Annotated in this window: 19 protein-coding genes and 3 riboswitches; of the genes, 5 read left to right on the top strand and 14 right to left on the bottom strand. The window is 50.7% G+C overall.

Annotation, left to right across the window (positions count from 1 at the left end):
* Positions 1-69 precede the first annotated feature (69 nt).
* Positions 70-147: a potassium-transporting ATPase subunit F gene (locus HH215_RS37110; protein ID WP_369417972.1), complete on the bottom strand. Its 78-nt coding sequence runs from the start codon at positions 145-147 to the stop codon at positions 70-72.
* Between the two features lie 144 nt (positions 148-291).
* Complete coding sequence (locus HH215_RS27490) at positions 292-702, bottom strand: hypothetical protein (protein WP_169282794.1); 411 nt, start codon at positions 700-702, stop codon at positions 292-294.
* Between the two features lie 118 nt (positions 703-820).
* Positions 821-1,002: riboswitch (cyclic di-AMP (ydaO/yuaA leader) on the bottom strand.
* Positions 1,003-1,095: 93 nt separating this feature from the next.
* A riboswitch (cyclic di-AMP (ydaO/yuaA leader) is annotated at positions 1,096-1,291 on the bottom strand.
* Positions 1,292-1,670: 379 nt separating this feature from the next.
* A riboswitch (cyclic di-AMP (ydaO/yuaA leader) is annotated at positions 1,671-1,825 on the top strand.
* A gap of 14 nt (positions 1,826-1,839) precedes the next feature.
* Here HH215_RS27490 and HH215_RS27485 point away from each other — a divergent pair.
* A complete protein-coding gene (locus HH215_RS27485; RefSeq protein ID WP_169282793.1) occupies positions 1,840-2,280 on the top strand; it encodes a hypothetical protein in 441 nt (146 codons plus the stop codon).
* A 153-nt stretch (positions 2,281-2,433) separates the two neighbouring features.
* The gene (locus HH215_RS27480; RefSeq protein ID WP_254450245.1) at positions 2,434-3,126 is read left to right on the top strand and encodes a peptidylprolyl isomerase; all 693 of its coding nucleotides are present in this window, start codon (positions 2,434-2,436) and stop codon (positions 3,124-3,126) included.
* A gap of 179 nt (positions 3,127-3,305) precedes the next feature.
* Here HH215_RS27480 and HH215_RS27475 read toward each other — a convergent pair whose 3' ends face one another.
* Together HH215_RS27475 and HH215_RS27470 are read right to left on the bottom strand one after the other, a co-directional pair.
* On the bottom strand, positions 3,306-3,707 hold the full coding sequence (locus tag HH215_RS27475) for an Rpn family recombination-promoting nuclease/putative transposase (protein WP_254450610.1): 402 nt from the start codon (positions 3,705-3,707) through the stop codon (positions 3,306-3,308).
* A 274-nt stretch (positions 3,708-3,981) separates the two neighbouring features.
* A complete protein-coding gene (locus HH215_RS27470) occupies positions 3,982-5,055 on the bottom strand; it encodes a stalk domain-containing protein (RefSeq protein ID WP_169282790.1) in 1,074 nt (357 codons plus the stop codon).
* A gap of 163 nt (positions 5,056-5,218) precedes the next feature.
* Between HH215_RS27470 and HH215_RS27465 the strand changes: the two genes are divergently transcribed.
* Both HH215_RS27465 and HH215_RS27460 read left to right on the top strand, forming a co-directional pair.
* Entirely contained in the window at positions 5,219-6,205 is a 987-nt protein-coding gene (locus HH215_RS27465) for a DNA-methyltransferase (protein ID WP_217362241.1), read from the top strand.
* Positions 6,206-6,296: 91 nt separating this feature from the next.
* Entirely contained in the window at positions 6,297-6,479 is a 183-nt protein-coding gene (locus HH215_RS27460) for a sporulation protein Cse60 (protein WP_169282788.1), read from the top strand.
* 45 nt (positions 6,480-6,524) lie between these two features.
* On the opposite strand, the gene HH215_RS27455 is transcribed toward HH215_RS27460, so the two are convergent.
* The 10 genes from HH215_RS27455 to HH215_RS27410 all read right to left on the bottom strand — a co-directional run bounded on the left by HH215_RS27455 (position 6,525) and on the right by HH215_RS27410 (position 16,232).
* A complete protein-coding gene (locus tag HH215_RS27455; protein ID WP_169282787.1) occupies positions 6,525-7,172 on the bottom strand; it encodes a TetR/AcrR family transcriptional regulator in 648 nt (215 codons plus the stop codon).
* Positions 7,173-7,335: 163 nt separating this feature from the next.
* Positions 7,336-7,908 (bottom strand): permease, encoded by a 573-nt coding sequence (locus tag HH215_RS27450; protein WP_169282786.1) that lies wholly within the window; start codon positions 7,906-7,908, stop codon positions 7,336-7,338.
* Between the two features lie 134 nt (positions 7,909-8,042).
* On the bottom strand, positions 8,043-9,047 hold the full coding sequence (locus HH215_RS27445) for a PHP domain-containing protein (RefSeq protein WP_169282785.1): 1,005 nt from the start codon (positions 9,045-9,047) through the stop codon (positions 8,043-8,045).
* The gene (locus HH215_RS27440; protein WP_169282784.1) at positions 9,037-9,909 is read right to left on the bottom strand and encodes an alkaline phosphatase family protein; all 873 of its coding nucleotides are present in this window, start codon (positions 9,907-9,909) and stop codon (positions 9,037-9,039) included. The genes HH215_RS27445 and HH215_RS27440 overlap by 11 nt, the downstream gene beginning before the upstream one ends.
* 17 nt (positions 9,910-9,926) lie before the next feature.
* Positions 9,927-10,709 (bottom strand): DeoR/GlpR family DNA-binding transcription regulator, encoded by a 783-nt coding sequence (locus HH215_RS27435; protein ID WP_169282783.1) that lies wholly within the window; start codon positions 10,707-10,709, stop codon positions 9,927-9,929.
* 2 nt (positions 10,710-10,711) lie between these two features.
* Positions 10,712-11,761, bottom strand: coding sequence for an ABC transporter ATP-binding protein (locus tag HH215_RS27430; protein ID WP_169282782.1), 1,050 nt, complete (start codon positions 11,759-11,761; stop codon positions 10,712-10,714).
* Positions 11,758-12,561: an ABC transporter permease gene (locus tag HH215_RS27425; protein ID WP_169282781.1), complete on the bottom strand. Its 804-nt coding sequence runs from the start codon at positions 12,559-12,561 to the stop codon at positions 11,758-11,760. The genes HH215_RS27430 and HH215_RS27425 overlap by 4 nt, the downstream gene beginning before the upstream one ends.
* Positions 12,558-13,487: an ABC transporter permease gene (locus HH215_RS27420; RefSeq protein WP_169282780.1), complete on the bottom strand. Its 930-nt coding sequence runs from the start codon at positions 13,485-13,487 to the stop codon at positions 12,558-12,560. Before HH215_RS27420 ends, HH215_RS27425 begins: the two co-directional genes overlap by 4 nt.
* A gap of 100 nt (positions 13,488-13,587) precedes the next feature.
* Complete coding sequence (locus HH215_RS27415; RefSeq protein ID WP_169282779.1) at positions 13,588-14,691, bottom strand: ABC transporter substrate-binding protein; 1,104 nt, start codon at positions 14,689-14,691, stop codon at positions 13,588-13,590.
* A gap of 221 nt (positions 14,692-14,912) precedes the next feature.
* A complete protein-coding gene (locus tag HH215_RS27410; protein WP_169282778.1) occupies positions 14,913-16,232 on the bottom strand; it encodes a 6-phospho-beta-glucosidase in 1,320 nt (439 codons plus the stop codon).
* A 342-nt stretch (positions 16,233-16,574) separates the two neighbouring features.
* Here HH215_RS27410 and HH215_RS27405 point away from each other — a divergent pair, with 342 nt between their 5' ends.
* The gene (locus tag HH215_RS27405; RefSeq protein ID WP_169282777.1) at positions 16,575-17,288 is read left to right on the top strand and encodes a GntR family transcriptional regulator; all 714 of its coding nucleotides are present in this window, start codon (positions 16,575-16,577) and stop codon (positions 17,286-17,288) included.
* Positions 17,289-17,308: the final 20 nt, after the last annotated feature.

Genomic DNA, 17,308 nt, shown 5'->3' with positions numbered 1-17,308 from the left:
TCCTCTATCTTTATGACAACCGAGCGTCTCGTTCAAGACCGGCTATCGGTTGCACATGCAACGAACGGATTAGAACTTCTCTGGATTCACTAAGGCGTAAATTAAATATAGAAAGATGAATACGGTGAAGATCGATACGATGATCATTTTCGCTCGCCTCCCGCATCGTTGACGACCCGGTCGCACCAAGCCATAAAGCCGTAAAATATCGCGAACGTTGCCGCCAGCAGCAAAACCATATAAAGATCTAGCATGAAGCAGCCTCCTCAAAGGTTAATAGAACTAAACGTCTTACGATTTCAAATCGTCCGTAATAAGAAATCCGTAGTCTTGCGCGCCGCTGTGAATGACGTAATCGACGCCTAAGCTTTTGTATACGTTTCGGGGATTCTGGCTGCCCGTAATGACGTAAATCGGTTTGGATGTCCAACTCCGGCAAATCTGGACGTACCTGCAGCATAAATTCAAACTTTTCTCGAAAAGATATACTTTACCGACTCCGACCTCGGGGATTAACCAAGAATCTTCTTTGGTCGTATTTACCACAATAATGTGTTCAGCCCCGAGGCCTCTTATACGTTCGTATTCGGCCGTGTTATTAACGATCGCCGCATACGGGATATTTTTCTGCTTCAATAACTTCATGAATCGTTCGCCAGCAACATTAGGGGCCGATACGAGCACGACGTCCCGGTTAACCATTCCGTTCATCTCCTGTTCTCAGTCGAAAAAAGGCAACAAAAAAGAAGCCCAGTGAAGAGGAACTCTTCTCGTGGCTTCTTGGGCGCGGCTATAGAAGCCGTCTCCAATCACGATCATCGTTGCCTCTCTCGGTACGCTTACGAGGTTAGCTGTCGGATTCGGGCGTGAGAGTCGCCCTACCTTCCGGCCCGGAGCTGGAGCTCCTTGCCTTCCGGATTCACCCCATGAATTCCTCGTTCCGGAATCCGTTTGGTTCCCCCGCTTCCCGGTCTACTACCGGAAACTCAGCGATCAATAAACATAACAAAAACCGCAAGGAATAATCCCCTGCGGCCTATTCGGTCACAAGTTCATCATCCTCTCTCCACTGCGCGCGTCCATGAAACGACGATCGGTTGCACGCATCAACGCTTACGAGGTTAGCTGTCGGATTCGGGCGGTGAGAGTCGCCCTACCCGAAGCGGCCGCATCCTAGGTGCGGTCGCTTCGGGATTCACCCCGGACGGCGACGTTCGGCTCTCACACCGAATGAACGCCATCGATTGGTTCCCCCGTTTTCCCATTTCGGAAAACTCAGCGATTACGAATGGAACAATATCAAAATCATGAATCGAATATTACTCCTGCCCCCAACCTTTGTAAAGCAATCCCAATTCCGCCTGTAGAGCAAATTACGTCAACGTGGTAAATCGTACCGCTTACAATTGACGCGATCTCCAGAATACTCTTTTTATCTCTCTATTTCTCGGTTTTTAACAAAAGTCAGCATATATCCCGATCACCGTCCCGATCGCTTTTCAACCCGAAAACCGTGAATGAAAGCTAGAGCGAGCTTAAGCCTCCCAAATGCACGAAAGAAGTGGTTTTATCGGATTAAATATCCGTAATTTGCACGAAATCGCCATTAGGTGGACAGATTTGGAATTGCCTCTATATTTACAAAGCATCCCGACTGGAGTTATATTCGGATTTGTCTAACGCTGAATTCCTTAACGGGAAGCGGGGGAACCATCGCGGCCGCGGCCGCTGGGGTGAATCCGGAAGGATAATGATATCCGAAGGTAGGGCGACTCTCGCGCCCGAATCCGACAGCTAACCTCGCAAGCGTAATTTGAGAGAATTCAAGGAGTGCTTAGGATGGCGGAAGAAATCAGAATTACGAGCTTTCAATTGTATCTGTTCGAAGATCCCCGCGATTTACCCGATGGCGCATGCGCCAAAAACGACGCGAACTGCCGGTACGGTTTGCTCAGAATCTCCTGCTGTGGCCGGGTCGGATGGAGCGAATGCGTGCTGTCCGAGAACAAAAAGTATTTCGACTTAGCCCAATGGGCCGCTTTCCTGCAATATTTCCATAAGCCTACTTTAACGGAAGCCTATGAAACGGTAGATCATCTCCATGATAGATGGGGGGATACGAAATCGGAGCTGGTCCGATCGGCGCTGAACGATCTGAATTCCCAGTTTCAGAACGACAATAGCGGATCTCATCAACGCCGAGGGCCTTCCGCGTATCGCTACTCCATGGATCCCGCTTCATTAATGGAGCATTGTCGGGCTCATTATGAAATCGTGTAATTATAGTTTGGGCACGCTATGATTCGCCTCGCCGCGATCCCCCGGATCGCGGCTTTGACATGACATAAACGTTTGTTAACTAAGCCGCGGTGGAATCCTTTTCGAGCAAATGTTATGATACGAGAGGATATAGAGGACAAGGGGGATTTGAAATTGAAATCCGCAAAAATTCGATTTACCGTCTCGCTGCTTACGATCATTGCGTTATTGGCTATCGTAACGGGATGCGGCGGCAAGGAAAAAAATCAAACCGATGCATCGGCCACAGGTAACGGCGCGGCATCCACACAGGAGGCTTCCCCAATGAGCGAAGTAGACACATCCGGCGACAACCCGATCGTCACCATTGAAATGGACAGCGGCAAAATCATCAAAGTCGAGCTTTACCCTAAAGTAGCGCCGAATACGGTAAACAACTTTGTCTCCCTCGTGAACAAAGGCTTCTACGACGGCACGATCTTCCATCGGATCATCCCCGGCTTCATGATTCAGGGCGGCGACCCTGACGGTACGGGAATGGGCGGACCCGACTACTCGATCGCCGGAGAATTCACGCAAAACGGCTTCGAGAACAAGCTGAAACATACGGCCGGCGTTCTCTCCATGGCGCGCGCGCAAAATCCGGACAGCGCCGGATCGCAGTTCTTCTTGATGGTCGCGGACTCTCCGCATCTAGACGGAGCCTATGCCGCTTTCGGCAAAGTTACCGAGGGTATGGATGTCGTGAACGAGATCGTAGCGCTGCCTAGAAACTCCAACGATCGCCCGAACACGCCTCCGGTCATGAAGAAAGTGACCGTGGATACCCGCGGCGCCGCCGTTCCGGAACCGGAAATCATTAAGTAAATGCAAGAATAGAGCTTGAAGCTCTTTCTACCTAACAAGGATCACTCCTCGGTAAACCTTACCCTAAGAGTGATCCTTGTTTTATTTATGCAAATACCCGTGAACCCCAATTAGCAACTCCGCCGCTTCGGCGCGGGTTAGCAACACTTCCGGGTTAACCGGTTGCTACTTGCAAATGATTATTTGAGTTTGTTTAATTCTTCAATCGTAAGACCGGTGAGCTTCATTATTGTCTCGATGTCCAATCCGATCGCGAACATGTTTCTTGCGATCTCTTGTTTCCCTTCAATCCTTCCATCTCGCTTACCTTGCTGAATACCCTTTTGCTCGCCGATTTCAATTCCTTCTCTGATTCCCGCTCTTCTCGCGGCTGACATCGCGCTATTGTATTCGATGAACGCTTCTTCTCGAGCTTCATACAAACGAAGCGTTTCCTCATCGCAACTTAGCCGTTGCAGGCGTTCCTCAGCTGTTTTAATCGTGGAATCCATAGTAACCAACTCCTCTAATTGTTGTTCTGTGATCTTCTCGTCCAGAAACAATAACCATCGGTGTAACGGATTATTCAGATCATGCTGCATCAAGCGAAATTAATCGAGCCAACGAATAGCTTGCTAAGGTAGAAGAGCGTTCTCTTATCCATAGCATGGTCAACAATCATCATTATCCCCCTCAGTATAACATTTCAGATAGCTGTAACAAAACATGAAAAAGCCGCTACGTCTTCCCCGATTAAGGGAAAACTAGCGGCGTGTGCTTCACGTCCGTATAGATTTCTACTTTAAAATAGCACAGATTGTCTATCTACAACAGTGGAAACCAACTTAAAGGTCGGCCATCAACAACGTTATCGAATTATTTGAGCTCCCCGTACGTAATCTCGAACTCCGGCATCCCCGCCGCATACGGCGTATACTCGTACTGCCCGAAATAGATAACGACGCCGTTATGTTTCAGGAAAAAGTCTCTGTCCGGTTCGATCGTCTCGAAAGGGCTAATCAATCCAAGCCCGCGCGCTTTGATCTGACTCTTGATTTTATCGTTGATGATCGACACGTACTTGGCATTGCCCTCCGTAACGTCCTTCAGCTTCAACAACTCGCCCGTCGTCAGATCGAACGTATAGGGCACGCGGGCGGTCGAACCATGAGCGCCTCCCGTGTAGATATAATAGTCTACATACAAGCTGAGTTTCCCTTGCTCGTTATACGTGATCGTGTAGGTTCCGTCAAAGGAAACATCCGGAAGGGAATCATCCCCGTCTCCCAGCGCTTCATTCAGCGAATCCCGGGCAGCGGCGGCATTCGTTTCCGCTTCGGATTTCAACAAGTCATTGATTTTCTTCTGAACGTCCGCGTTCGCGTAGCCCGAGATTTGCGGGTAATGGATGATCAGCGATTTCTTGTCGCCGACTTCCTTAAGGGCTGCCGTCGAGATCTTGAGGTCGTTCTCCTTGATCGCTTCTACCCCGATCAACTTCGTTGCCGTATCGAAAGACACCCCGTATCCCATCCGCTCTAACAAGAAACGAAAAGGAACATAGGTCGTGTTGTTCTGCACGATCGCCGGCAAACCGTAATTTTGTTGCTCGTTCAGCATCGCGCTCCCATCTTTCAGGTTAAGCACGAGTTCCCTATCGCGGCCGGTCACCGTTACCGTTTGCTTCGCCTTGTTCCAGTCCGTCGTCAACCCGACGTGTTTGTTTAAGCTGCGTATGGCAATATAGGTCGTATTGTCCGTGTTTAACGCGGACAAGCTTGTCTTAACTCCTTCGACAGCGATCGCTTGATCGATGATTTTATAATTGCTATTCGAAGCCGCGCTCGCATGTTGCGTAACCGGTCCGGCTAGTGGAGCCGCCGCCAGCATTGCCGCGACCGTAAGCGCGATGAATCCTCGTTTTCCCTGTTGCTCCGATATCTTCTTCATATTCATCTTCCTTTCTCGATGCGATTTAGGTTGAATCCTAACCCCTTGCACACTATAGACGATAGAGATGCGATAATAGTTCTAGAGATAATCAATGAAAGAAAGGAACGATTCCTTTATAATAAATCTAGCTCCCAGCGAATAGATTAGGCGGTGCATGAAGGTGTCTGACAATGATAAGCAAAGAGCCGGAAGAAACCGGACGATCACGCTGAACGATTCCGAGAAAATAAAGTACGGCGCTCGACTGACCCGGTTGACCGCGAAGGCGGCACCGGAAGAAATCATTAACCGCACGATCCACCAAAACCTATTCGAAGCGCTCGACTATTTGCCGGATGCGTTCGTCGACCTCCTGTTCGTCGATCCTCCTTACAACTTAACCAAATCCTTTAACGGGAAAACCTTTAACCAAATGAATCAACGACAATATACGGAATGGCTTGACGAGTGGTTCTCGCGTATCGTCCGGATCTTGAAACCCCATGCTACGGTCTATATTTGCGGCGATTGGCGTTCAAGCCACTCGATTTTCGAAGTCGCATCCAAGTATTTGAACGTCATCAACCGCATTACCTGGGAACGGGAAAAAGGCCGGGGCGCGTTATCCAACTGGAAAAATGCCTCGGAGGACATTTGGCACTGCACGAAATCAAGCGACTATAAGTTCTACGTAGAGCGCGTGAAGGTCAAGAGAAAGGTAATCGCCCCCTATCGCACGGAAGAAGGCGCGCCGAAAGATTGGGAGGACGATTCCGACGGCAAATTCCGACTCACGCATCCGTCCAATCTGTGGACGGATTTGACGGTCCCCTTCTGGTCGATGCCGGAGAATACCGACCATCCGACGCAGAAGCCGGAGAAGCTGCTCGCGAAGATTATTCTGGCAAGCTCGGACGAGAACGACGTCGTATTCGATCCTTTCAGCGGAGCGGGAACGACCTCGGTCGTCGCGAAGAAGTTAAACAGGCGATACGTGGGCATCGAGATCGACGAAACTTACTGCTGCCTTACCGAGAAGAGGCTGGAAACGGCCGAGCAAGACCCTTCGATCCAAGGTTATTCGGAAGGGGTGTTCTGGGAACGGAATACGCTGCGAGAGCAAGGCAAGTCGGCCAAGCCGGACAGGCAGGTTGACACTCGTAACTGACCATGCTATGTTGAACGCAACTAGGCATTTCGCATGATAGGGCGGATGACTACCTTATTTATAATTACACGTACAAGGAGTGCATGCCACGATGATACAAGTAAAAGAATTTTTAGATACCGACATGTCTCTTGCGGAGAAAAGGGTAAATGAATTTCTTGCGGAACTCGCCGACGATCAAGTCATTAATATTTGTTACGGATCGATCAACAAAGTGACGCCGACTAAATTAAGCGAGCAAAGAAGCGCGATATTGGTCGTCTATAGGAAATAGCCCCTTTGGCATACATAAGTTCAAACAAAAACGGGATGGATCGGGTTAACCCCTCTCCACCCCGTTTTTGTTTGAACTTATCATAGCTTTTAATCCGTCCAGTTGAACCTCGAAAGCAGCCAGGAAAGTCGGCGTCAATCTTCCCATCAACTGATCGACCGATTCTTCGGAGAACGTATAGGTCGATACGATTCCATGCAAAGTAAAGAAATAGATCCGGCTGCACATCAACAACCGTTCGTCCTCCCGTTCAAGCCGCAAACAAGTTTGCAGCGCCTCCGTTAGTTTTCCGAACAACCTATTCCGCACTTTGTTTATTTCGAGTTCGGGAGCTTGCTCATCCACGCGAACCGACTTCACGTTGAAGAATAGGCCATACATATTGCGATTGGCCAGGCAGAATTCAATGAACGCCAGACTAACGTTCTTCAATTTCTCCTCCGGAACGCCGCTACTCCCCAACAAGGCATCCATTCGGCTCGCCAGCGTTTGAAGCGGCGGAAGCGAAAGATGTTGGAGCAACGCCTCCTTGTCTTTAAAGTAAATATAAATGGTCGTATGAGAACAACCTGCCTCCTTAGCAATTTCGCGCATCGTTACGACATCGTAGCCTCTGCCGGCAAATAATCGTCCCGCGGCGAGCAGAATGCTTCTTTTCGTCTCTTCCGAACGTTGTTCCTGTTTGGTTAACACCTTTTCCCACTCCGTCCCGTTTCTTTGCCCCAATTGTAACCAACGGTTACAGAGTAGTCAATTTCGCCTTTATTCCTGCGAACGGGAGCATCTCGAGTCCAGCCATCCGCACAAAATTGTAAATAAGAGCAAATAGACAATAAAGCTCATCCTCCAGCCCCCCTTAAAATATTCCCGTAACGTCCGTAATCAGAGATAAAACGAGCAGTGTTCCAAGGACTGCCGAAGAAACGTAGGATGCCTTTTTCCTGCCGCCACCCGATGACTTCATGACAGATCGCGTATACAGGGTAAGACCTACCGCGATTAGGATTAACTCCAAGGCAACGGATAAGCCTTCAATCTTCCAAGCGCCCAATCCGAGCAACGGAAGATCTCCGATGTTACCCGGCAATAGCGGCATATCCGCGCGGTGAACGATTAGATCCAGCAGCCAATGACTAAAGGTTACCGCCCCTATCATGCGCCCTGCCCTAACACCCCACCATCTTATCGCCAACATGCCCGCCAACCCTGCAATCATTAACGCTCCCAGTAAGGAATGCGTGTAATCCGCATGAATGATCCAATCTCCATAACCGCTGCCAGGCTCACCCTCCAACGTTTCGGCCCCCGTCAGCAACAAGGGAACAAACGCCACATCCAATAATTGAGTCGCGAGCATAAGCGCCCAGAGCGGTACTTCCGGAGCCTTCGCCCGAATTCCCGCCGCTAATCCGAAATGTCCTGCGAACATGGATTTCACTCTCCTTATCCCTCTTTCGGTCTTTTGTAACCATCGGTTACTAACCGTTGGTTATATAGTAACCAGTGGTTATAAATGTGTCAAGAAAAAAAAAGAACGCCGTAGCGCTCTTTTATTTTCCGCCTTTATTTGCCGATAGGAATTCCGCGGGCCCGTCGCCCTTCGAACACGGTCAGTTCCTTATAGCCAGCTCCGATGGCCAACGTGCGCGCTTCATCCAACAGCATCCCGATATCATCGGGAAAGTGGGAGTCGGAGGAGAGCGTTATCGGAACGTCGCGCTCCGCCAGAACGGACAGGAACAGCGGACTCGGACAAGCCTCCGCGACCGGGTAACGGTAGGCTAGACCGGTATTGATCTCCGTTGCTACGCCCGCGAGAACCATCTCTTCCGCCATTTCGCGGTAGTAGGGTAACAGCTCTTTCTCGATCGCAGGACGAAAGCCGAATACTTTGAGATTGTCGGGATGGGCAATAATATCGAACAACCCGGAGCGGCAAGCTTGCCGCAGGAGTCCGAAATACCGTCCATAAGTCTCCATCGGGCTTAAATCTTCGAAACGCGACTGCGTTTCCGGATTATCGAAGCCCCAACCGTCAATAAAATGAACCGAGCCGATAACATGATCCCAGTCAACCCCCGCAAGCAGCCGTCCGAGCTCCTCTTCTCCGCCTTCGAAGAAGTCCGCCTCTATTCCGAGCAGGAGATCGGGACGGGTTTTCTTTGCCTTCGCGATAAAGGCTACGAACTCATCCAACGAGGCGACGCACACCTGATCGAGCCAAGCCTCTTGAAGCCGCCCAATGGGACTGTCGTCCAGAAGCATGTGTTTCTCATAATAGCTTCGACATTCGCGAAACCGATAGAGATGATCGACGACCCCGAACGCGCTAATCCCTCGCGAACGCCCCGTTACCAGATAGCGATCCAGCCATTCCTCACTGAAACAGCCTTGCTGCATGCGGAGATCGAGCTTCGAGGACAGTTCCTCCGCCCAATCCAGAGTATGGCCTGCCCCATTCCGTGAAGACGCGCTCGCATCCGTAGCGATCAAAGCTTGCATCGTACGCGAAAGCCAGCGCAACGAATAGGGTCCTTCTTCCAGGTGAAAATGCATATCAACCTTCATCGTCTATCTCCCCCAGCCAAGTATTTCGCGAGAGCGGGAACGACGGATTATGTTGGACGGTCATGACCGGCGAAGGCTCAAGCCCCAAGCACCGGCACATTAACGGAGCCACGTTTAGCTGTCCAAGAGTTTGCCCTTCCTTCAGGGGAATGATTCGGTCTCCGACGATATAGAGCGGAACGAGCCGCTCCTCGTTAGCCGTCCCTCCGTGCTGGCCGTTCGCATCCATCCCGTGATCCGAAGTCACGATTACGCGATAACCTTCCGACAGCCAGGTAGGAACAAGCATTGCGAGTATTCCGTCCGCCATTCGCACGGATCCGTCGTATCCTTTGCTCTCCCCACCGAACTTGTGGCCGGCGTCGTCGATATTCATGGAATGAATATATAGAAAATGCGGATCATGCGCCGTTCGTAAATATTCCGCGTCCGCGAACAAATGGCTATCCGGGTAATGATCCTCGAAATAAAAGGCGCCATGCTGGATCGGCTTGCTCTCGTCATGTTGATGACGGTCGCGAAGCGGATGAAAGGGAGCGGAGTTATACAGCTCGCTAACCCAATGATAAGCGGCGGCGGCCGTTCTTAAACCCGCGGCGGCAGCAAGATGAAAGACGCTTTGCTCTTGGCTTAGACGAACGATATGATTGGTCGTAATTCCGTTCGCGTATGCCGGCGTGCCCGTCAATAACACTTCGTATAATGGCCTCGACAGGCTCGGCAGCTCCGACTTTACTTGATAACAGACCGCTTCGCCTTGTTCGACGAGGTGCTCCATGTAACCTAAGCATCTACGGGCCGTATCGTAACGAAGTCCGTCCAATACGATAACGATCAATTTGGGAGACTGCGGTTGTGACATTCTCTTCACGCCTTTCCTTATGCTTCTATCCATTGAATGCGGTGCGATTTTAGAACAGGCATCCATTCTTTAGGCGGCGCGACGTTGCTTACGATCGTATCGATCCGGCCAATCGGCGCGAGCTCGATGAACGCTTCCTTGTCCAGCTTCGAATCGTCCGCAAGCACGATCGTCTGGCTTGCCGCCGCGACCATCTTCCGGGAGAGCATCGTTTCGTCCAAGTCGTAATCGCTAGCTCCTCGTTCCACGGAAATTCCGCCGATCGAGATGAACGCCTTGTCTACGCGAAATTGCTCCATCATCCGTTCTCCAATCCCTCCGGACAAGGACTGCTGCTCCGGATTAAGCTGCCCGCCTATGACGATGATTTTGCCTGAAAAACGGCCTTCGACGACCGATTCCATGAGATGGTAGGCCACGGCGATAGAATTCGTCAGCACGGTAAGCCGTTCCTTGCCCGAGATGGCCTTCGCCAGCTCCAACGCCGTCGTCCCGACATCGATGACGATCGTATCTCCCGAAGAGATGAGCTCGGCCGCCCTCGTGCCGATTTGCGCTTTCTCCTCGGCTTTCACTTTCTGGCGGAGCAAATACGGAGGTTCGAAGTTAGCCTGCTTAGTTCCTAACGCTCCTCCGTAAACGCGCTTCACTTGCCCCTCGTTCTCCAACTGAACGAGATCCCTCCGGATCGTTTCTTCCGAAACTCCGCACCGAAGCGACAACTCCTGAACCTTCACTTGGCCTTCCTGTCTAAGCTGCTCTAGAATACTCCGTTTGCGTTGCTCCGACGATACCGACATCCTTAAGCCCCTTCCTTCTCCAATTGCAACAACTGGGAAGGATCGAGCGCCAATCGAACCGCGCCTCCATCTTGCGTGCGGCGCGAACGTCCGTCGTTCAGAATATCGACCGTTAACCGGACGCCTTCCGCTTGGACGAAATAACGAATGATATTGCCGAGGACGCTCACCGATTCGATCGACCCTTCAACGATGCGCTTCTCGCCCTGCGAACCCTCGCTATCCTCCGCGTGCTGCGAAAGCAGCTTCACCGACTCCGGTCGTAACGCGAAGCTATCCGCGGAACCGACCCCTTGACCGAACAGCCGAACGGCTTCCGTTCTAGCCAATACGTTATAGCTGCCCATGAACCGTGCGACGAATTCGGTGCGCGGAGTCGAATACAAGGCTTCGGGAGAGCCGTCCTGAACGATATGCCCGTTGTTCATAATGCAGATTCGATCGGATATCGTCAGCGCCTCTTCCTGGTCATGGGTAACGAAGATCGTCGTCATCTTCAGCCTTTTCTGAATCTCTCGGATTTCCATTCTCAAGCTTTTGCGAATCTTCGCGTCGAGCGCGCTGAGCGGCTCATCAAGCAGCAGAACCTTCGGCTGCACGGCTAGCGACCTCGCAAGCGCGACCCGCTGCTGTTGCCCGCCGGACAAATGCTGCGGGAACGCATCCCGCTTATCCGCCAGATCGACCAGAGCTAGCAGTTCCTCGCACCGCGTCTCTCTTTCCTTTTTGGCGACGCCTCTCATCTTAAGCCCGTATTCTACATTCTCGCGGACGGTTAAATTCGGAAACAAAGCATACGATTGAAAGACCATCCCCACCTCGCGACTGCGCGGCGGCAGACTGGCGATATCTTTCCGTTCAAGGATAATTCGCCCGCTATCGGGTTCGGTCAAGCCCGCGATGCAACGCAACAACGTGCTTTTCCCGCATCCCGAAGGCCCTAGCAGAGTGACGAGCTCGCCCTCCCGAATCGTTAAATCCACATTGTCCAACACGGTCGAAGCCCCGAACGTCTTCCGTATGCCCTGAAGCTCCAAATACGACGGATTCATCTCTCCACCTCCCTGTTGACCTTCTTGCCTAGCTTCATCAGTATCGTAGACATGACTAGAATGAATAAGAAATACGAAATCGCGATTGCGCTTGCCAGATGTCCGCTTTCCCCGACCCGTTGGTACAAATACACCTGAATCGTCTGAATATGGCCGCCGACCAGCATATTCGTAAGCACGAACTCGCCGAACAGAACGGAGAAGCTGAGCAACGTCGAGATGATCACGCCTGGCCATATATTCGGCAGAATGATCGTCGCGAACGCCCTCATCCGAGAAGCTCCGAGCAATTCCGCGGCATTAAGCAGTTCAACCGCCGAGACGGTAAGCAAGCTGTTGCGGATTCCTTGGTACATATAGGGAAGCACGACGACGAAGTAAGCTCCGATCAAAATATAAGCCGTTCCGGCAATATTGATCGGACCCGAGGAATAGGTACGGATAAGCCCGACTGCGGCCACGACGCCGGGAACGGCATAGGGCAGCACGACTAATCCTTTCATGAACGTTTCCCACTTCGGCAAGTACACCGTGATGACGAATACGGCGGGCAACATTACCGCAAGGCTTAACGCGATGCTGATGAGACAGAGATAGAGAGACGTCCATAACGCTTCAAGAAATCGGACGTCCTTGAACATCTCCCGGATCCATTCCAGCGTCCAGCTCTCGGGAAGAACCGTCGTCTGCCACTCCTTGGCGAATCCGTACAAGAAGGTAGCGAGCAGCGGAAGCAGCAAGTAAGTCATGAGCAACAGCATAAGCGTACGATGCGTCCATCTTGATCTGGATTTGATCATGGATTCACCCCCTCCTGAGCCGGAGCGCCTTGCCTTAGCTTGCGAGAACGGAGACCCTTGAGGTTCTGATTAGAAGCATAGGCGGCAGTAAAGCGCTGGGAACGCTTAGACATCTGATGGTTCAGGAATACCGCCAGCAACGTAGATAGTGCCAGCAATACCGCTAACGCGCTGCCGAGCTCCGGTTGGTTCACGACATCTCCCGCCACTAAGGAGCCTATGCGAATCGCCAGCAAATTGTAATTACCGCCGACGAGCGCGTAAGCCGTTGCGTAGGCTCCCATGGCATTCGCGAACAGGATACCGAGCGTTCCGAATATCGCCGGTGTCAGCATAGGCAGTCCGACGGTTGTCCAGAACTGCCATCGGGTAGCTCCGAGCAACTCCGCCGCTTCCCTCCATTGTTCTCGGATTCCGTAGAAGGAAGGGTACAATAACAGCAAAGCAAGCGGCACTTGAAAATATACGTACACGAGTACTAGCCCCGTCCAGCTATACAAGTTAAAGCCGGAGAAGATATCCCAGCCCCACTGCTTGAACAGAAGCGTGAACACCCCATTGTTGCCGAGTAAAATAATATAAGCGAAGGCAAGCGGAACGCCGGCGAAATTCGAAGTCATGTTGGATAACATGAGCAGCCTGTCTCTAGCTTTGGGCGCAAATCGGGTAATCGAATACGCGAACAGAAGTCCGGCGACAATCCCAATCAGGCTCGAGTATACAGCGATCAGCAAGCTATTCTTGATCGCTTTCAAATAATAGGCGCTGTGAAAGATTTTATCGTAATGGGCGAACGTTAATCCCGATGCGCCCGACTTGCTTATACTTCCCGTGAGCATGGACAGGAGCGGCGCGAATTGGAATGCCAGCACCATCAGCGCGAAGGGAACCAATCCGAGCAGCATCCAGCGGTTTCTAGCCTTCATGCCTTCCACTCTCCTATGGCGGTATTAAAGCAGGCGCCCTCGCTACGCGGACGAAGGCGCCTCAATGCTGCTATCCGCTCCGCTTTAAGCGGGCAATCCGTTAATTGATATGGACGAGAACGCGCTCCTGCCATTGCTCGGGAATGCTCTTAGCCGTTTCTTCCCATACTTTGTAATCGCCGACCGGCTTCGCGTTTGCGTAATCTTCCTTAGGCAGCAGCTTCGCCGCCACGTCGTCCGGAAGCTTCACGCTGTCTCTGATCGGTCTGGCATAGCCTTTAGCCAGATTGATCTGTCCCGCGTCGCTAAGAATGTATTCCCGCGTCAGCTTAGCCGCGTTAGGGTGCGGAGCGTATTTGTTAATGATCGTCGCGTATCCGCTGACGACGCTACCTTCTTTCGGAATCGTTACCGCATACTGATCCTTGCCAAGCTGATCTCTGTAGTTCAGAGCGTTAAAGTCCCACAGCAAAGTCACTTCGACTTCGCCCTTCTCGATGTTAGCGACCGATGCTTCTACGTTAGCCAGTCGGCCGTTCTTCGCCAGATCTTCGAAGAACGCAAGGCCGGGCTCAATATTCGACTCGTCTCCGCCGAAAGCCATCGCGGCGGCCAATACGGCCATTTGCGCTTGAGCGGCTTTCGTCACGTCTCCCGTAACGATTTTATAATTGCCGTTCTTCAGATCTTCCCAGCTTTGCGGCGGGTTCGCTACGAGTTTCTTATTCGTGAGGAATGCGATCGTCCCTTGATAACCGATCAGCCAATGTCCGTCTTGGTCTTTCGCCCAAGCGGGAATTTCGTCCCAGTATGAAGTTTTATAAGGTTGAGTGACGCCTTTCGCGATCGCTACCGAACCGAACGCAATGCCGACATCGCCGATATCCGCAGTCGGTTTATCCTTCTCCGCCTCGAACTTGGCAATCTCCTCCGCGCTCGACATATCGGTGTCGGTATGGCTAAGTCCGTACTTGGATTGAATATCCTCCCACGTGCCTTTCCAGTTCGCCCAAGAGTCCGGCATGCCGACGCTGACGACGGAGCCTTCTTCTTTCGCTTTGGCTTCGATTTCGGTTAAAGACAATTCCTTGGCACCCGAATTATTCGTTTTATTATTGTTTTCGCCTCCACAAGCAGCTAGCAGCACGACGAGCAAAGTAAGGATCAACCCGACGGCAAGCTCTTTCTTGAACCGATTTTTCATGATTCCCTTTTCCTCCCATGTGGTTTTTTGTGGGGTGTCTCTTTAGTCTTGTTGCTATCTCTACCCTTCACAACTATAGAACTGTTCTATTTCCGAGGAATTAAGCGGGATGATATAGTTTGTAAAATAAAAGAAGGTACCTACAGCCTGAACACCTCTTTCTAAGTGTCCAGTCTATGGGTACCACGGCTCTTTTCTTTATTTGGAATAGAATTGATTATTCAACTTTGAAATTGCGGAAGGTATTCTCTGTTCTGTTCCAAGATGTCGTTCAGGATCGATTGCGCGATTTCAGCGTCGCCGACAAGCGGATGAATCGTTAAAGCCTGCAAAGCCGCCTTGAGATCACCGTGCACCGCCGCCTCTACCGTTAGTTCCTCGTAAGCCTTCACCAATTGGAGCAACCCTCGTATTTCAGGACCTACTTGTTTCCCAAGCTGAATAGGATGGGCGCCGTCCGCGTCTATGATCGAATTCACTTCTACGGAAACTTCGTCCGGCAGAAAAGGAATAATACCGTTGTTTCTAACGTTCACGGTCTGAATGTCCTTCTTGTTGTTATAAATAGAAGTCATGAGATTAACCGCCACTTCCGAATAATACGCGCCGCCTCTTTGCTCCAGTTGAGGAGGTTTGATCGCGAGATTCGGGTCCTTGTACAGCTCGAACAATTCCGCCTCCACTTGTTTGACCACGTCCGCGCGAGTCCCTTGGGTTTCCAAGTCTTCCAGTTGCTCAGCTAGCATAGCATCCTTCATATAGAAATAACGATGATAGCTGCAAGGTAATGCACCCAACGATTGCAAGAATTGTCCGTCCCATTCGAGGTCGGAAATATTCTTCATCGTCAGTCCTTTAGCCCCGGCCGCCTTGTCCAAGAAAGATTCGGAAACGTCGACGCCGTCTATGAGAATACGAGTCGTCCAATTTAAATGGTTTATTCCGATCATCTCGATATCGACCCTTGAGGCTTCCACTCCGTAAAACTCTCCGATCTGCATCTTAATGCCAATCGGCAAATTGCATAATCCGATCGTCCGGATCTTACTGTATTTCAAAGCCGCCTCGGTAACGATACCGGCCGGATTCGTAAAGTTAAGCAAGTAAGCATCGGGGGCTAGTTGTTCCATTTCCTTGCAAATATCCAATATGACCGGAATCGTCCTGAGAGCTTTCGCGAATCCGCCCGCCCCTGTCGTTTCTTGACCGATGCGGTTGTATTTAAGCGGAATACGCTCGTCTCTACCTCTTGCTTCCAATTGTCCTACCCGAAGCTGCGTCGTCACGAAATCGGCATCGCGAATCGCCTCCGCCCTGTCCATCGTCAGATGGATTCGAATGTCCGCGCCCGCTTTCTCCACCATCCGTTTCGCCAGCGCCCCGACGATCTCCAGCTTCTCTCTACCGGATTCGATATCTACCAAATACAAATCTTTGATCGGCAATTCATGCCGACGCTTAATTAATCCTTCCACCAATTCCGGAGTGTATGACGATCCGCCGCCAATCACGACCACTTTTAATCGTTTCTTGTGATTCATTAACCGTTCATCCTCTCGATCGCAACCTTTGTCGAATCTCTCTAATAATAAGCTTCCATCGCTACCCGAATCAGACGCCCGTCCGACCCTAATTTGTTATAACCATTATTCGTAATTATAGTATTTGATACAACATTTAGTCAAGAATTAATGCGGAATTTCGATATACTGAAACACCTGTAAGATGCTGGTCGTACTTTTTCGTAGATATAGATAAACAGACTAGTTTCCGATTTTGTAATAACCATTGAAACCCAACAAACTACATAAATACTGCTTACTTTAACACCGTTAATAGCTATGATATAATAATATAAAATTGACTTTCGGAGGTAATTTGTAGTGACAAAGCGTCAAAAAAGTTCCTTGTACTATAACATTAAAGAAAAGATTCTCAAACAAATCCAAACAGGCATTTACAGCGTTGGTCAGAAATTGCCAACCGAAGCCGAATTGTGTATTCTATACAACGCTAGCAGAACAACGATTCGACTCGCGCTGAACGAACTTGAATTTCAAGGCATTCTGGAACGCATTCAAGGCAGAGGCACCTTCGTCAAGCGCAAAGAGCTTCAATTGATCCAAACCCGCAGTTTTACCGAAGATGTGTTGATGCAAGGTAAGGAACCCAAGAGCAAGCTGCTGGAAGCGAAGGTCATTCCTGCGGAAACTCCCTTAGACGAGTTTCTGCATATCCCGCCTAACGCCCCTATTAATCAATTATTAAGAGTCCGATATGCGGACAACGAACCTCTCCTCTACGAAAGAACGCACATCGCCTGGAGTATGGCTCCGGGTCTCATCAATGACTACAAGGACGGTTCCTTATTCGACTTCCTGGAAACGAAATACAATCTCAAAGTTCATCGGGCCGTAGAGCAGCTTAAGCCGGTTCTCGCCGACAAGACAGCCAAGAAGCTCCTGAATATCAAGGAAGGTTCGCCTTGCCTTCAGATAAAAACTTTCACATATCTATCCGACAACACCCCGCTGGAATACAGCTTCGGCGTGTTTCGCGGAGACTTCCCGAACTATACGATTGAGAGGTTCTTCTAAATCGCAAAACAAAAAAGAGG

The organism is Cohnella herbarum (genome assembly GCF_012849095.1).
GTDB classification, from domain to species: domain Bacteria; phylum Bacillota; class Bacilli; order Paenibacillales; family Paenibacillaceae; genus Cohnella; species Cohnella herbarum.
Note: the sequence above shows the minus strand (reverse complement) of the source record. Positions and strands in the feature narration are given on the sequence as shown.

Excerpts from the sequence above, each read along its gene's own strand:
- HH215_RS27475 (WP_254450610.1), bottom strand. The coding sequence starts at position 3,707 with ATGCAGCATGATCTGAATAATCCGTTACACCGATGGTTATTGTTTCTG.
- HH215_RS27420 (WP_169282780.1), bottom strand. The coding sequence starts at position 13,487 with ATGAAGGCTAGAAACCGCTGGATGCTGCTCGGATTGGTTCCCTTCGCG.
- HH215_RS27490 (WP_169282794.1), bottom strand. The coding sequence starts at position 702 with ATGGTTAACCGGGACGTCGTGCTCGTATCGGCCCCTAATGTTGCTGGC.
- HH215_RS27460 (WP_169282788.1), top strand. The coding sequence starts at position 6,297 with ATGATACAAGTAAAAGAATTTTTAGATACCGACATGTCTCTTGCGGAG.
- HH215_RS27445 (WP_169282785.1), bottom strand. The coding sequence starts at position 9,047 with ATGAAGGTTGATATGCATTTTCACCTGGAAGAAGGACCCTATTCGTTG.
- HH215_RS27425 (WP_169282781.1), bottom strand. The coding sequence starts at position 12,561 with ATGATCAAATCCAGATCAAGATGGACGCATCGTACGCTTATGCTGTTG.
- HH215_RS27435 (WP_169282783.1), bottom strand. The coding sequence starts at position 10,709 with ATGTCGGTATCGTCGGAGCAACGCAAACGGAGTATTCTAGAGCAGCTT.
- HH215_RS27450 (WP_169282786.1), bottom strand. The coding sequence starts at position 7,908 with ATGTTCGCAGGACATTTCGGATTAGCGGCGGGAATTCGGGCGAAGGCT.
- HH215_RS27470 (WP_169282790.1), bottom strand. The coding sequence starts at position 5,055 with ATGAAGAAGATATCGGAGCAACAGGGAAAACGAGGATTCATCGCGCTT.
- HH215_RS37110 (WP_369417972.1), bottom strand. The coding sequence starts at position 147 with ATGATCATCGTATCGATCTTCACCGTATTCATCTTTCTATATTTAATT.
- HH215_RS27430 (WP_169282782.1), bottom strand. The coding sequence starts at position 11,761 with ATGAATCCGTCGTATTTGGAGCTTCAGGGCATACGGAAGACGTTCGGG.
- HH215_RS27440 (WP_169282784.1), bottom strand. The coding sequence starts at position 9,909 with ATGTCACAACCGCAGTCTCCCAAATTGATCGTTATCGTATTGGACGGA.
- HH215_RS27410 (WP_169282778.1), bottom strand. The coding sequence starts at position 16,232 with ATGAATCACAAGAAACGATTAAAAGTGGTCGTGATTGGCGGCGGATCG.
- HH215_RS27485 (WP_169282793.1), top strand. The coding sequence starts at position 1,840 with ATGGCGGAAGAAATCAGAATTACGAGCTTTCAATTGTATCTGTTCGAA.
- HH215_RS27415 (WP_169282779.1), bottom strand. The coding sequence starts at position 14,691 with ATGAAAAATCGGTTCAAGAAAGAGCTTGCCGTCGGGTTGATCCTTACT.